Origin of the sequence: Streptomyces sp. SS7, assembly GCF_037993025.1 — a bacterium.
Taxonomy (GTDB): Bacteria; Actinomycetota; Actinomycetes; order Streptomycetales; family Streptomycetaceae; genus Streptomyces.
The window spans coordinates 4348272-4362939 of the sequence record NZ_CP141223.1 but is presented as its reverse complement, the minus strand read 5'-3'; the positions used below and the strand labels follow the sequence as shown (position 1 = coordinate 4362939).

Below are 14668 nucleotides of genomic sequence, written 5' to 3'. Positions count from 1 at the left end.
AGCGGCAGCCCTCGACAGCCGGGGCTGCCGCTACAGGGTTCCCTCCCGCAAGAGGTCGTTGATCGCGTCTTCTGCCCGCCTCAGCACGATGCGCCCGTCCCCGTCACTGAACACGAGCAGCTTGGTACCCGGGCTGATGCCTGCTTCGGCGAGGATCCCGAGCGGGAGCTCCACACGGCCGGCCTCGTCGACGTCGAGTTCTGCGGGTTCTCGGATCATCTGGGTCAGTCTGCCATCCGGAGCACGCCCACGGCATGGCCGCCCGAGGTGGAAACATGGCCTCGTGAGCACAAACGAAGAATGGGTGAGCACGCCCTGGAGCGCACAGCTGAGAGGCCGCCGCGTACGGGACACCGAACCGGAGAAGGCCCTCAGGAGCGCCGTGCACGCCCTCGGGCTCCGCTTTCGGCTGCACCGGAAGGTCGCTCCCCGCTGCACGGCGGACTTCGTGCTGCCCCGGTACTCCGTCGCGGTCTTCGTCGACGGTTGCTTCTGGCACGGCTGTCCCTCCCACGGCACGCGGCGTTTCCGAGGGCCGAACGCCTCGCGTTGGGAAGCCAAGATCACGACCAACATGGAAAGGGACGCCAGGAACACCGAAGCGGCGAGAGACGCCGGATGGACCGTGGTGCGCATCTGGGAGTGTGAGGTCAGGGCCGACGCCGGGCGGGCCGCCGAGCGCATAGCCCATGCCGCACACCGCAGCGTCCCGGTTCCCCCGGCAGGGCCCTGTCAGCCTGTGGTTACCGCAACATCCAAGGTGGCTGCGGTTCCCTCGTCCTCCTGCGGACGGGTCGGGCAGTAGTCGCTCAGCGGGCAGCTTCCACAGACGGGCTGCTTGTCACGACACAGGTTCTCGCCGATGAACCTGATGGCGGCCATGCGCACCGGTGCGTCCCGGCCGGCGCCGAGAAGCTTGATGAGGTTGAGCCGCCCCTCGGTCAGTCGGTTGGTCAGGTGCGATTCGTTCTCCTGAACCCTCGCAGCCACCCGCAACGCACTCTGGCCGACCAGCATTATGTCGCCGCCGGCCAGCAGCCTGAACAACGCGTGCTCAGCCGGCTTGAGCCCCATCACCTTGCTGTGATCGAGAACCGAATCCGCGTTCACCCAGACCTCGGGCTTGTCGACGACCGGACCGAGCCTGCCCTCCAGACGCTTGCGGAGTGCTGTTGTCGGTGCCGCGTTCACGACGGCGAGATAGACGTCCTGCGTCAGTTCCCTGTGCCCGGCGACCTCGTCCATCACGTCGGAGAGCTGCTTCGGGTGCAGCTTGCTTCCCGAGAGCACCGCCATGACGAGAGCCCCGAGCGGCTTCATCTTCCGGCCGCCGGGGAACTGGTACCACTGCTTGCCCGCACGCTGCTCCTTGGCCCAGCGGGTCAGCTCCTCACGTACCTTCGGCCACTTGTCCACGGCCTCGTCCCCGGCGGGAACATCGTGCGGCTGGAGAACCCGGGCCGCGGCTTCGCCCAACAGCGGGGGAACCGCGTTGCCGATCTGGCGGAAGGCGTCGCTCCGCGTACCCGCGAACCGAAAGCGGTCAGGGAAGGTCTGGATCCTCGCGGCTTCACGCACGGTCAGCGTTCGCGCCTCTTCAGGATGGATGTACCAGTAACCGTCCTTGGCGATGTGCGCGGTGATCGTGCGGCTCAGTTCCTCCCAGTCCAGTTTCTTGTACTTGTCGGTGAATTGCTCCGAGTCGTACCTCTGGAAATCCTTCTCGTCCTCTCCCAGTTTCTCTTCGAGCTCGGAGTAGAGGGTTTTGGAATCCATGACCGTGAAGATCCGGAAGTCGTCCTCGCGGACCCGCCGTGTCATGTGGTCGTGAATTACACCCTTGTCTGCCCTTCTGCGCATCTCCTTGGCGAAGGAATGGAGCGTCGACTCCTGCTGCTGCTCGTCGTAGTCGATGACTCGAGCACCCACCGCTTTCAAAGGCTCCGGATTGAGTGCAGGAAGGTCGCCGATGGCATCCCGAAGTTTGGTCTGTTTCTTCGGCTTGCCCCACGCGAAGCCGCCACCGTCTCTCCGTGCGAGGAGGATCAGACGCTTCCTGTGCTGCGGCACGCGATAGTTCCACGCATCGACGAGACGTACCTGGGTCACGTACCCGAGGCTCTCCAGCTTTGCCTCGATGATGCGGATCACGCTGAAGTCGTCGCCGAGCCCCATGTCGGGGACGTTCTCCATGAGGACGGCACGTGGAAGGAGTTGCTCCACCACATCGACGTAGGCGCGCCAGAGTTCCTTACGGAGATCGTGCGGGTCACGGTTGTGGTACTCGACCAAATGCCGGATCTTGCTGCGTCCGGCACGACTGAACGGCTGGCAGGGAGGGCCTCCCGCCACGATGTCGATATCGGCGCCGGAGTCCAGGATTCGCTGGACGAATTCGCCTCGCTGGCTGTCATCGCCGAGGTCGACGCAAAGACTCATTCCCGGGAAGTTCGCTGCATGCGTCTCGCGAGCCCGCTCGTCGAAGTCCACGGCCGCAGCGGTGGTCCATCCCGCCCGCTCAAGGCCCAGGCTCAGCCCGCCGGCACCCGAGAAGAGGTCAACAGCCAGGCGTTTACCTTTTCCGTAACCGGACTGGACCCATTTCCTGAAATCGTCCGGCTCGCAGTGGTGCCTGTGCTTGTCCAGTTTGAGGTAGTCGCTCCGCTCCAGGGGCACGCCGTACGTGCTTTTTGCCCCCTTCTCCTCCGTCACGACCCACTCCTCCGTACCTGATGACCTGAACGACCTCCAGGAGATCACGCACGACGCTGCGGAGGCAAGGCTTCCGGCCGGTCCACGCCGCCGTAAAGCCTCGTCTGTCACGCGGGTGACCTGCCTGGTGAACACTGCTGTTCACTCACCGTGTCTCATTGGTAACTTGAAGCAGTGTCCTACTCTTGAGCCACCCCATATTAGAGGACACCCCCTGGGCTACTCTTCGGGACTCCCCAGTTCCGGTTGCGATACGTCCATGAACGTCACCTGTCTCAACGAACCCCCGAACCAGAAGACACGTTCGATCGCAGGGCTGTGCCCCCTTCGTCGGGCGTCGGGTGCCGCAACCACCGTGAACCCGCGTCCCGGCACACGTGCTGCCCAAATCTCCTGAGCAGCGTTTCCGGAGCCCTCCCCGCCGTTAAGATCGCAGCTGGTACTCCTCGGGCGGGGGTGCGGGTGCGAAGCGGTCAGAGGGGCGAGCGTGGACTCGGAGAACACACAGACGTTCCTTCGTCCCCGTGCGCGCCTGATGAGCACACTCGGCGAGGAACTGATCAGCAACGAGCGGGTGGCACTCACCGAGCTGGTCAAGAACGCCTACGACGCCGATGCGAGCCTGGTCGTGATCAGGTTCAACGGGCCCTTGGAGGAGGGCTACGGTTCCATCGAGGTGTGGGACGACGGACACGGTATGTCCCCCGAGACCGTCCGGGACACCTGGATGGAGATTGCCACACCGTTCCGGCACCGCGCCCCGCGCAGTGAGCAGTTCGGGCGAAGGGTTCTCGGCGCAAAGGGAATCGGGCGCTTCTCCGCGGCCCGCCTCGGCGCCGTGACTGCGATCAGGAGCCGCAAGGCCGGCGGCCCCGAGGTGAACATCCGGCTCGACTGGAACGACTTCGCCGCCGAGAACGCCTACCTCGACCAGGTACCGGTCCAGTGGAACGTGGGCGCTCCCGAGATGTTCGCCGACAACGGCGAAGCGCGACGCCTCTTCGACGAGGTGACAAGTGCTTTCCGTGCAAGCGAGAAACAGTCTGCCTGGACAGGCTCTCACGGCACCCTCGTCCGACTCGAAGGGCTTCGTCAGGACTGGGGGGCCGAGTCGGTGGAGAGCCTGAAGCGGTCCCTGTCCCGACTCCTTCCCCCTCCTCCTCCTGTGGAGCTGGACGTACCCGACCAGCCGGAGTTCGCGATCTACCTCTCGCTTCCGACTGGGCCGTTGGACCACCACACCGGCTTCGTCGGGGCCAGCGAAGCCCTGGCGCATCCGCACTACCGCCTCATAGGGACCATCGACGAAAACGGTCTCGCCGACCTGACCATGACCAACCTCACGTCCGGGCAGTCGGAGACCCTGAACCAGTACCTCTTCCCGTCGCACGGGAAGGCACCCAAGTGCGGCCCCCTGAAGCTCGACCTCCGTACCTGGGACCTCGACTCGGCCTCCCTCAAGGAGATGCTCAACATCGACCTCGGGGCCCGCAACATCACCGAGGTCCGCAAGCTGATCAAGGACAACAGCGGTGTCGCCCTCTACCGGGACGGCTTCCGGGTGCAGCCCTTCGGAGAGGTCGACTTCGACTGGCTGGGCTTCGACCTCCGCCGCGTGAACAACCCCACCATGCGGTTCTCCAACAACCAGGTCGCGGGCTTCGTGTACATATCGGCGGACGGCAACCCCGGGCTTCGGGACCGGTCGCACCGGGAAGGGCTCATCGACTCTCCCGAGTACGAGGACCTGAAGGGTGTCCTGACCCAGGCTGTGAGCCGACTCGAGACCTGGCGCTACGGGTTGCGCCGTCCGAAGGATGAGGACCGCAAGTCTGGTCCGATCACGGTGGACACCCCCTCCGGTGCTGGAAGCGACCGTCACGGCCTGTTCCAGAACTTCACCCTCTCGCCCGTCCGGGACGTTCTCAACGCGAAGTACCCGGACGACACCGAGTTGAGCCGCGCGCTGGAGGAGGCTCAGGAAACGATCGACGAGAGCGTCGAGAAGGTCCAGGAGGTCCTCTCGCAGTTTTCCCGCCTCGCGACTCTCGGAGCCTTGGTCGACGTCGTACTGCACGACGGTCGAACGGCACTGACGCGCATCGCCTACGTCCTCCGCCGGCTGAACAAGCTGGCAGGCCGCAAGCGCGACGAGGACGAACAACTCGCCTCCGCTCTCACGAAGATGCACGTGGACCTCACCGCGCAGGAACAGGCTCTGGACAGGCTCTTCACCCGCGTCGAGCCGCTGAGCGGCCGGCGGCGAGGCCGCCCCCGCGCCCTGTCCCTCCAAGCCGCGATCGACGAGGCCGTCGCGGTCCACGAGGGCACGCTGGAGAAGCACGGCATCACCGTCACCGTCAGCGGGGAGGACGTGACAGTGACGGCTGACCCCGGTGACATCTCCCAGGTGGTCCACAACCTCGTGGGGAACTCGATCTACTGGCTCTCCACCCTGCCCAAGGGGAAGGAGCGCGCCATTCTCATCGAGACGAGGCGGACGCCCGAGGACGAGGTCGACATCGACGTGAGCGACAGCGGCCCCGGAGTACGTGAGGAGATCCAGGAGATGATCTTCGACACGTACTTCAGCGACAAGGAGGACGGCATCGGGCTGGGCCTCAGTATCGCCGGCAGCGTCGTGAAGGACTTCTACGACGGCGATCTGTCCCTGGTGACGCCAGGGCCCCTCGCCGGAGCCACGTTCAGGGCAAGACTGAGAAGGAGAGTTGGGTGACGGACGGGGGCGCGGTGTACCGGGTCTTGATCGTCGAGGACGAGGTGGACATCGCGGAGGAACTGTCCGAGATGCTCGGGGAGGAGCTCTCGGACCTCGGAACGCTCGACATCCACGTCGAGAACGACTTCGACGAAGCTGAACGCCTTCTGGAGACCCAGGCGTTCGATCTGGTGGTTCTGGATGTCAGGGACGCGACACGGCGTGGCTCCGCCGCGCACCCCAACCTGCAGGGCCGGGAACTGTACGACCGGATAGCCAAGACCCGCTGGGTGCCGGTCGTCTTCTGCACCGGCCTCGCGGAACAGGTGAGCGACCTGGCGCAGGCACCGCTCATCCAGGTGGTGCCGAAGAACCGGCTGGACGACGCCGTCACCGCGATACGGGAGGGCCTCGAGTCCGGTGTCCCGGTCCTCACCCGGCACATCACCGCCCTCGTGGACGAGCACGTACGCGGATTCCTGCGGGACGAGATCGCCCCGAACTGGGACCGGCTCGGGGCTGTCGACCGTAGCCAGATCGCCCCCGTCCTCGTGCACCGCCTGGCGGCCTGGCTGAAGGAGAACGCGGCCGAGGCCCTCGGAGCCGCGCTCGGTTCCTCCGAGGACCGTGTTATGGGACACGCGTCGACCGCCCGGATGTACCTGATGCCGCCGGTCACGAAGCACGTGACCGCGGCGGACGTTCTGCGGGACCCCCAGGACAGCTGGTGGCTCGTCCTCACCCCTGCATGCGACCTCTACGAGGACCTGCCCAGCGGCGGCAACCGCGCGGCCAAGGCCGAGTACGTGCGTCTCGCCAAGGCGGTTCCGTTGAGCGAAGCACCCTTGATCGCTCGTTGGGTCAAGGCCGGATCTCCCATCAAGGGGAGCAAGGAGCGGAACGCGGCTCTGGAGATGTTCCGCGACAACAACGCCCGTTACCGGATCCTGCCCAAGTACCTCGATATCCCGGACCTGCTGGTCGACTTCGAGATCGTGCAGTCTGTTCCGTTGGCAGAGGTCCGCTCCTGGACCCGCGTCGCCACGCTGGACAGCCCGTTCGCCGAGGCCATGCTGACCTCGCACGGGCACACGGTGGCCAGGATCGGCACCCCCGTCGTCGACTACGAGAACATCAAGCAGTCCCTGGGGCTGGACGGAAAGGGGAAGGCCGCGGAGCAGAAGCCGGTTCCGAACCCTCGTACCACGACGAAGGATGCCAAGCAGTCCTGATTTTCGGCCGGGATGGTCAGCCTGTCGGCCATCTCGCCCGCGCTGAATTCTGAAGCGTGATCTGAGCCCGACCGTGTCGGGGATCTCAGACGGCAGAGTCGTGGAGCCCTGTGATCCATGGGAGGTGAGGTGGCCCATGCCTCCGCAGGGCCCGGTACGCCGGCACGAACTCGCGCACAAGTGCGAAGGGGGGAGCGCTCTTCAACCGGTGGCACTCTCCGGCAAGGACTTCAGCGAAGGCCAGCAACCTGCGGTGGGCTGCTCCCTCCATCAGGCGCGCTGCCGCCTTGACGCCGTCGCTGATCAGCTTCGTGGTGCTGATCAACTCGTCCTTGGCGGCTGGATCCCCGTGTGCAAGGGCAGGCGACAGGCGGTCTCGTTCACCGAGGACGTGGGCAGCTGCCAGGCAGAGAACCGTTGACGCTGTTGCCTCGGCGGGTTCTCCCGCGTTGGTCATGGCATTTGCCAGCAGTGGGAGAGTGGCGAAAGGCAGGGGGTCGGCAGTCTCCCAGAGGGGCTCTGCGACCTGGAGCCCGGCATGTGTTCCCGTACGGTCCACGTGCAGCAGAGGTCGGTCAGGAGACTCCTGACGTAGTTCCCAGCACTCGACGCTGGGGTCCGCGATGGCGGCCCTGAGGATCGCACGAAACGCCTCTCTCAGGCTCTCAACGGAGACGTCGGGCACGTCCAGCCGCACGAGACTGCCACGGCGCCGGATGTCCAGCACCGGGAATCTGGCTTCTCCTGCTGCCTGGAGTATGGAGAGGTCTCGGCCGACGTAGTTCGAGTCCTCCGCGCCCCGGACGACCAGCGATGTGTTCTGTGCGTAGGCCACTGCCACCCCGTGCTCGAACCCGCGACAAATGGCGCGAGCGCGGAGCGCTGCGTCCAGTACCTCGTCGAGATCGGCTGGCCGTCCGCCCAAGAGGAGTGTGTCGTTGACAGGGTCCCAGTGGAAATCCTCGTGGGCGTTCGCGTTGCGCCACTCGGAGCGGATCGTCGAGGCAAGCAACTTGCACAGCGGCTGGCCGTCTTGAGCTGCCAGCAGATCCCGGACGGTGGCGAGCGGGGCCCCCTGCGGAACCGTCCTTCCCAGCAGTTCCAGTACCACAACAGCCGTGCGCCTGACGTCTGCTTCCAGCACGGCCCGGTGCAGGTCCATGACCGCCCGCGCCTTTTCTTCCTGGTATTCCTCCTCGTAGTAAGCGTCGAGGTAGGCGATCTGTCCCCGATGGGCGGACACCATCTCCGGTTCTCGGGCAACGTGTCGTGCCATCACGGAACATGCCAGTTCCGGATCGTACTTCAGATGGGACGTCACCAGGTCACGTCCCAGGAGAGCAGCGCGGTGCGTTACCAAGGGGCGATCGGAGATCGCGAGGACGGCAAGGTGATGGAGAAGTATCACCGTTAGGGGCAGCGAGTCATCGATCAGATGTCTCATGCTCCGGCGCAGCCGATGATCGAGCATCTGCGGGGCTTCCGCCCAGGCGGCCAGGAGGCGTGCCCGCGACGCCACACCCGACCCGGGACCCACTTGCTCGGCCGACACCCCGAGCGTTCGCTGGTAGACGTCCTCGTCAGGAAGGCTGGCGTGATCAGTCCTGGCGGCAGCTTCCAGAGTTCGCCCGGCTGCTTGGGCCGCGAGAGCATGCTTCCGTACTGCAGGCCAAGCGGACTCCGCCCATCCCTGTTCCAGGCAGGCGAACAGCGCTTGAACCGCGTTCCGATTCGCTCGCGCCAGGTCAGTCGCCAACCGTCGCTCTGCCGCGCTCGTACGGGACGGACTGAACCGGGACACCTCTTCTGCGACAGCGCCCCAGGCGCCAACCGACGCGTGGAGACCACGCAACAACTCCGGAAGCCGCTTTCCGACAGTTCGGCCCGAAGCGGTCCGCAGGCGCAGAATCTCCGTAACCTTCTCGTAGGTCTCCCGCTGAAGCCTGGACAGGTCGGCGTCCCTCAACACCGTCTTCCATTGCGTGCGGGTCACCGGTACAAAGGCGCCTTCCTGCTGTCCCGTGATCTGCTCAGGAGGCGCGGAAAGATTGAGCTTTCGGATCACTTCTCGCGCAGCCGCGCGGGACTCTCGTTCAACTGTGCCCAGTTGGTCGGGAAGAGATACGTCCACCAGCACAGGATGACACCGGCAACCTGCTTGAAGCGTGATGTTTTCTTCGTGACTGTCGGTGCCCTCGCGCGACGACGATGCTGGCGTGGGGCCCGCCGTCTGCGTTGGAAGGTCTTCGTGCACGATCCACGAGCCGATGGGGAGGCGAGGCCGCCCTTAGAATGGATCGACCGCCAAGTCGTGCATGGCTGACCGGGGGCGAGGTGCCGGCTGAGTGAAGGGGTGCTTGTGGAGGTTCTACAGTGGCCCCCGTCCGGCTCTCCGATCGGTCGAACGCGTCGTCGGGAGACCAGCTCCGGTCTCACTGCTGGGCCGGTGACAACCCCGTCGGTGGACAGCCGGTGGACAGACGCCTTTGGACAGTGCATCACAGGGTGGCACGGGTCAACCTGTAGCACGTGCTCTGATCAGGGAAAACGTCACCACACAGCACGACCAGGCACCATGCAACACGAACGCTCACGGTCTCGTAATGCGTAGGTCTCGGGTTCGAATCCCGAAGGCGGCTCCATGGTGAACCCCAGGTCAGGCCTCTGACCTGGGGTTTTTATCTTTCGCCACCTTGAGATCCGGGTAAATCGGGCACCTGTGGTCTGTGCATCGTAATGCGTAGGTAAGAGGTGCCGCTTCTGTGACGAGAATCCAGCTTCGATCCTCTGACCTGGTCTTCTGTCTGCTTGGGAGGGATGGGTCAGGCTCGCACCGAGGCTCTCGGTGGACAACCGGTGGACAGTCGTGCGTGACAGTCCATCAGGCACCTAGCGATGCCGTACAGCGACCGATGAAATGAACTGGTCTTCGACGGGACGGTCGGCGGCGTTGGGATTGTCCGGTCCTGATATGTCTCACGTCCAGCGGGGAACGAAGGAGCGGCTTACAGGCCGCGCCATCTGAGATTGGAGCAAGTCCCGTGATCTCGGTCGTCGGTTCGGCGCAGTGAAGTCGCGAGCTGTGCGGTCTCGACACGGGCCTGGATGCTGCGCCCGTCCCAAGTCACGCGCTTGCCCAATAAATCGGTGACTCCCTGGGATTGGGGGGACCGTCTGCCGGTGTCCCGAAGAAGCGCAGTCGTGCTCGCGGAGACGGCGATGATCAACGTGGCCGGTTCGGCTGCTCCCGATGGAAGGCAGCACTGGTTAGCGTACAAGGTGAGGGTGGATGCTGTAATGAGTGGACATCGCGAAGCTTTGGCCGATTTTCTCTCCAGGCCGCTCAGTCTCCTTATTGTGGATGATGATCAAATCGTCGCGCACAACGGGGATATTGGTAGCTGGAATCTGGCCGAGGTCGACAAGCATTCTCTGATGCGCTGGGGAATTCCCCTGATTGAGGAGTGTCGCCTTATTCCCAACTTTCAGGAGGGTAGCTCGCCGGAACTCGAGAGGCGAAGTCAAAGTTTCTACGGGCTCGGCCTTTTCGCTGGACAAGAAATAGGTGCCCTGGTGGACGTCGGCGAGGTCTGGGCATTCCCGCCTGACGAGGAACTTCCAAATTCTTTCGTCAACTCGTCGGTTGCTCATTTCGTCGAGACGTCATGGCGTTGGTACTGGACGTGGAAAGAGGTACAGGCCCTACGGTTCGACATCGAGCAGTACGACTTGCTCGATGACTTTCTTGAATTCGCCATCAGGCTTGATCCGCGAGTGGGGTCGGCTGAACAGTCCATCTGGCGTGGGTTCATTCAGTCGTGGTAGGGAGGCGCGAAGTGAAGGATCGATGTCGACGAGCCGAACTGGAAACAAGGATACGAAGACGGTAATCCGGTCGAGACTCAGTGGGAGATTCATCCTTGATGACGAGAGATGGGAAGGACATCGCGAAGTTCTTGTCAAGTTGCACACCAATGATCATTTGTGAACTCTTTTCCCTTCTTTTTCTCATGGCGTTCTTTGCCTTGCGAGGGATTGTTTCGATAGAAACGCGGGAGAAACTGTGTCGACGAACGACCAGACGCTCCTACCGGTTGTGGGCCTCGTACGACGAAACGAGGAGGGTCGCTCAGGGGATTGAGGAAGTGGCCGATACGGCTGAGGCTCTCCTCGAGGGATTCCAGGCTAACAACGGCTAACACAATGAGGTCGTCTGTCAGCCCATGCAGGCGATGCAGTGCGTGAGGTCCTCTGCAAGGAAGATGACGAAGCGCCGCTGTGAGCTGGTGACCTTTGCCAGGTGGACGAGGGAAGTTCCCGCAGCGTGGAGCTTGCCAACGGCTTCGGCCAGTCCCGGTCGCGGGGTGACACCGGTGTCGAGCATCGCCTGGTGCCGGAAGGCCCAGATGTCCCATAACTGCTGGGCGGAGGCGGCCTGATGCCCTTCGGACAACAGCTTGAAGCCTGCGCCGGCCCGAAGCGCAAGGAGGGCGGCTCGTGCGGAGGGGCTGTCGTCCAGGGCGAGCGCGAAGTCAAGGTCGCTGCGGATCACATGCCTAGTCTGCCGGAGCTCTGCTCACGGAACGGCTGACTGGCGGGCGGGTCAAGAAGAGCATCCGTCGGTGGGTGATGAGGCAGCAGGCGAGTTTGAGGAACGCTTCGTGGATGTCGGCTCTGCGTTCCCACCGGATGCGAAGGCGTCGGAAGCCATGGAGCCAGGCGAAGGTACGCTCGACCACCCACCGGTAGGTGCCCAGTCCTGTGCCATGCAGGGTGCCGCGGCGGGCGATCGCGGGCACGATGCCGCGGTCGCGGACCTGGTCGCGGTAGATGTCGTGGTCGTAGCCGCGGTCGGCGAACAGGGAGTCCGGCTTGCGGCGGGGACGGCCGACCCTGCCGCGGACCGGCGGGATCGCGTCGAGCAAGGGCAGGAGTTGGGTGACGTCGTTGCGGTTGCCGCCGGTCAGCAGGACCGCGAGCGGGGTGCCGTGCCCGTCGGTGATCAGATGGTGTTTCGAGCCGGCCCGGCCTCGGTCGACCGGCGAGGGGCCCGTGTGTATCCCCCTTTTAGCGCTCTGACGTGGGAGGAGTCGACCACACAGCGGGACCAGTCCAGCCGGGAGGCCGCGTTCAGCTCAGCCAACAAAACCTCGTGCAGCCGCTGCCACACGCCAGCCTCGTTCCAGTCCCGCAGCCGTCGCCAGCACGTCATGCCCGAACCGAAGCCGAGGTCCTGGGGCAGGTACTCCCACTGGATTCCGGTGTGCAGCACGTACAAGATCCCGCACATTACGTCTCTGTCCGGCAACGGCTTGCGGCCCGGATGCCGGAACCTGCGCTCACGCTGCGGCAGCAACGGCTCCAGGAGATCCCACAGCTCATCCGACATGATCCACGGTGACGTCCCCACAGCGGACAGAACGCTCAACTTCCGCCCTGGACACGGCAGCCAGGAGCGATCCACCTCATTGTGTTAGCCGTTGTAAGTGGAATGGGGGGTGTATCCGCAGGGCCCGGCTTCTGGCTCGCGTTCTCGGCTCGTGGGAACCGGGCAGACGTTGCGTGTGCCAGACTCCGGCCTCCGCCAGGGACCTCGTGAGGAGCGATGGACAGCGGGATCGGGCTGGGCAGGTAGATCTGGCGGTGGACAGCCGGTGGACAGACGCCTTTGGACGGGGCATCACGGGGTGGCATGGGTCAACCTGTTGCACGTGCTCTGATCAGGAAAAATGTCACTGGTCAGTACGACGAGGCACTACGCAACAGGACCGCTCATGGTCTCGTAATGCGTAGGTCTCGGGTTCGAATCCCGAAGGCGGCTCCATGGTGGACCCCAGGTTAGGCCTCTGACCTGGGGTTTCTTGTTTTCGTTGACCTTGGGATTCGGGCTAATCGGGCACTGCTCGCTTGCGTATCGTAATGCGTAGGTCAGAGGTTTGGTTTCTGTGACGAGATCGACGCCCTAACGCTCTGACCTGGTCTTTTCCTTACCCTGAAGGATGGATCATGTTGGCGCAACGGGGTCCCGGTAGACAACCGGTGGACGGGCGTGCGTGACACTCCATCAGCGCCCTTGCTGTTCCTGGAGCGATGGGTGAGATCCACCAGTCTTCGATGGGACGGGAAGCGTCGTCGGGACTGTCCGGTCCGGACAGTTCTCATGTTCGGCTCGGTCCTGGCGATGGTTGGCCGTGAGGAGAGGCCGTGGGGCACCGGTGTCGGCTTGGGATCCGTCCGAGGGGCCAGTGCGAGGGCATCCGCCCGCCGCTGCGGGCCGGAGGCACACGTCCTGATGACGGCGAGAACGGGACCGACAGGCACGGTCGTCGGTTACGTCACTGGTCGGGATCCTTGTACTCCTTCGCGGGCATGCCAATGTCCGAGAGGAGGGTTCATGGCTGTTGCTTCATCGGCTCGGCGGCAGCACCGTCGGTCTTCCGGTGGACACGGGCGAGTGCCAATCAACTACCGCACCTACCTCAGTGTCACTTTTACCGAGTGACCCCGTCACTCACTGCGTGCGGGCGGTGAACCCTGCTGTGCACCACACGCCGACGGCCCTGACGGGCCGTCGACAGTTGGCTGGGCCGCGCGACAGCCGCCGCACGCTTCAGGGGCCGCCGAGACCGCCTTGCAGAGCCAGGGCTGTTTCAAAAGTCCCACTACTACCACTGGGACTTTGAAACAGCCCATGCACCAGACCCGACCGTGTCGTGGCGGACAAGGCCTATTCGTCCCGGAAGATTCGCCTCCTGCGGTGGAGCCGGCACATCAAGGCGACCATCCCCGAGCGCCGCGACCAAGTGTCGGCGGTCTCTGGACCTGGGTTCTGGATCACTTTCCGTGCCGGAGCCACGGAGGGTCACCACAACCGCGATCATGAACGGCCTCACGCAGCGAGGAGGACCCGCTTGCGGAGCAGGTCGAAGTTGGCCCGCCCGATCATCTGCCGCTTGATCATCTTGATCTTGTTGTTGTGGCCCTCGACGGCGCCGGAGCTGTAGCTCAGACTGAGCCCGGCGACGACAGCGTCGAGGTCCTGGCCGAGGCCGGTGACGAAGCCGTGCAGGGCGGGCACGTCGTCGGTCTGCACTCGTTCCGTCCATTGACCGAGGTCGCGGCCCCGGCGGTCGTTCATCAACTCGGCGAAGGCGCGGACGTGTTCGGCGGTTCGGTCGAGGGCGGGGCAGCGGGCGAGAATGTGCTTGAGCTGCTGGGCTTGGTCGTCGTCGGGGCGGCGGGTGATCCAGCTGGTCACGTCGCGCACGGACGGCGTTTTGCGGGGCGGATCGTCGTGCGGGAATGCTTCGCGGAGCCGTTGGACGTACCTTTTCACCACGCTCTCGCCGCCCGGGTAGCCGCGCTCAGGGACCTCCTCGAACAGGCGGCGAGCGACGGTGCAGCCCTCCGCCCACCGCTGATGCAGGAAGGGCTTGTAGGGGTCGAGGATGCTGGTCCGGCCGGTCCAGCGTCCGACCAGGAGCTCGTCCGCGGTGGCCGCATGGGCGAGGCGGCGGACGGTGTTGCGGGCCAGGCCCAGCTGGCGGGCGATCGGCCGCAGCCCGAGCCCCTCCTCCAGCAGGGCGTGGACGGCCGCGTGCTGCTCGCGCACCCGGTCGGACAGACGGCCCGACTGTCGTGGTTCATCCGGGGAAGGCAGTGCAGGCTCCGGGCTCTCCAGGGGCTCGGCGGCGCGGACCGGGGCAGTGTTCTCCGGCTCGCGCAGTAGGGCGCGGTGCTGGATGACCGTCTTCTCGACGGCCTCAGCCAGGTTTTTCCAGATGTGCCACCGGTCCGCGACGTGGACCGCGTCCGGGGCGCCGAGTCGTCCGGCCTCGGCGTATGCGGTGGACCGGTCACGGCAGATCGCCTCGACGCCGGGGTGGTCGGCGAGCCAGGCGGCCACCGTCGCCGTGGCCGGTCGGGCAGCAGATCGATGGGACGGCGCGTGTCGATGTCCACCAGGACCGTGCCGTAGTTGTGTCCCTTGCGCAGGGCGAACTCG

Annotated in this window: 9 protein-coding genes and 2 pseudogenes; 5 read left to right on the top strand and 6 right to left on the bottom strand. The window is 64.8% G+C overall.

Going from position 1 to position 14668, the window contains the following annotated elements; genetic code table 11:
• Positions 1-30: 30 nt before the first annotated feature.
• On the bottom strand, positions 31-219 hold the full coding sequence (locus tag U5640_RS20090) for an AbrB/MazE/SpoVT family DNA-binding domain-containing protein (RefSeq protein ID WP_340377147.1): 189 nt from the start codon (positions 217-219) through the stop codon (positions 31-33).
• On the opposite strand from U5640_RS20090, the gene U5640_RS20085 reads away from it, so the two are divergent.
• A complete protein-coding gene (locus U5640_RS20085) occupies positions 137-805 on the top strand; it encodes a very short patch repair endonuclease (RefSeq protein ID WP_340377146.1) in 669 nt (222 codons plus the stop codon). The genes U5640_RS20090 and U5640_RS20085 overlap by 83 nt on opposite strands.
• On the opposite strand, the gene U5640_RS20080 is transcribed toward U5640_RS20085, so the two are convergent.
• Positions 733-2712, bottom strand: a complete 1980-nt coding sequence (locus tag U5640_RS20080) for a DNA cytosine methyltransferase (RefSeq protein ID WP_340377145.1) — start codon at positions 2710-2712, stop codon at positions 733-735. The genes U5640_RS20085 and U5640_RS20080 overlap by 73 nt on opposite strands.
• A gap of 535 nt (positions 2713-3247) precedes the next feature.
• Here U5640_RS20080 and U5640_RS20075 point away from each other — a divergent pair.
• A complete protein-coding gene (locus U5640_RS20075; protein WP_340377144.1) occupies positions 3248-5449 on the top strand; it encodes a sensor histidine kinase in 2202 nt (733 codons plus the stop codon).
• Positions 5446-6663 carry a hypothetical protein gene (locus U5640_RS20070; protein WP_340377143.1) on the top strand — a complete coding sequence of 406 codons (1218 nt, stop codon included), beginning with the start codon at positions 5446-5448 and terminating at the stop codon, positions 6661-6663. Before U5640_RS20075 ends, U5640_RS20070 begins: the two co-directional genes overlap by 4 nt.
• An 85-nt stretch (positions 6664-6748) precedes the next feature.
• Here U5640_RS20070 and U5640_RS20065 read toward each other — a convergent pair whose 3' ends face one another.
• Entirely contained in the window at positions 6749-8794 is a 2046-nt protein-coding gene (locus U5640_RS20065) for a hypothetical protein (protein WP_340377142.1), read from the bottom strand.
• A 1070-nt stretch (positions 8795-9864) separates the two neighbouring features.
• On the opposite strand from U5640_RS20065, the gene U5640_RS20060 reads away from it, so the two are divergent.
• Entirely contained in the window at positions 9865-10488 is a 624-nt protein-coding gene (locus tag U5640_RS20060) for an SUKH-4 family immunity protein (protein WP_340377141.1), read from the top strand.
• A 391-nt stretch (positions 10489-10879) separates the two neighbouring features.
• Here the strand turns inward: U5640_RS20060 and U5640_RS20055 are convergent, their stop codons facing one another.
• Together U5640_RS20055 and U5640_RS20050 are read right to left on the bottom strand one after the other, a co-directional pair.
• Positions 10880-11215: a hypothetical protein gene (locus tag U5640_RS20055; RefSeq protein ID WP_340377140.1), complete on the bottom strand. Its 336-nt coding sequence runs from the start codon at positions 11213-11215 to the stop codon at positions 10880-10882.
• Between the two features lie 4 nt (positions 11216-11219).
• Positions 11220-12052 (bottom strand): annotated as a pseudogene (locus U5640_RS20050) (IS5 family transposase).
• 1309 nt (positions 12053-13361) lie between these two features.
• Between U5640_RS20050 and U5640_RS20045 the strand changes: the two are divergent.
• Positions 13362-13466, top strand: a pseudogene (locus U5640_RS20045) (IS5/IS1182 family transposase); the annotation flags it as partial.
• An 86-nt stretch (positions 13467-13552) separates the two neighbouring features.
• Here the strand turns inward: U5640_RS20045 and U5640_RS20040 are convergent.
• Positions 13553-14569 (bottom strand): transposase, encoded by a 1017-nt coding sequence (locus tag U5640_RS20040; protein WP_340377139.1) that lies wholly within the window; start codon positions 14567-14569, stop codon positions 13553-13555.
• Positions 14570-14668 lie beyond the last annotated feature (99 nt).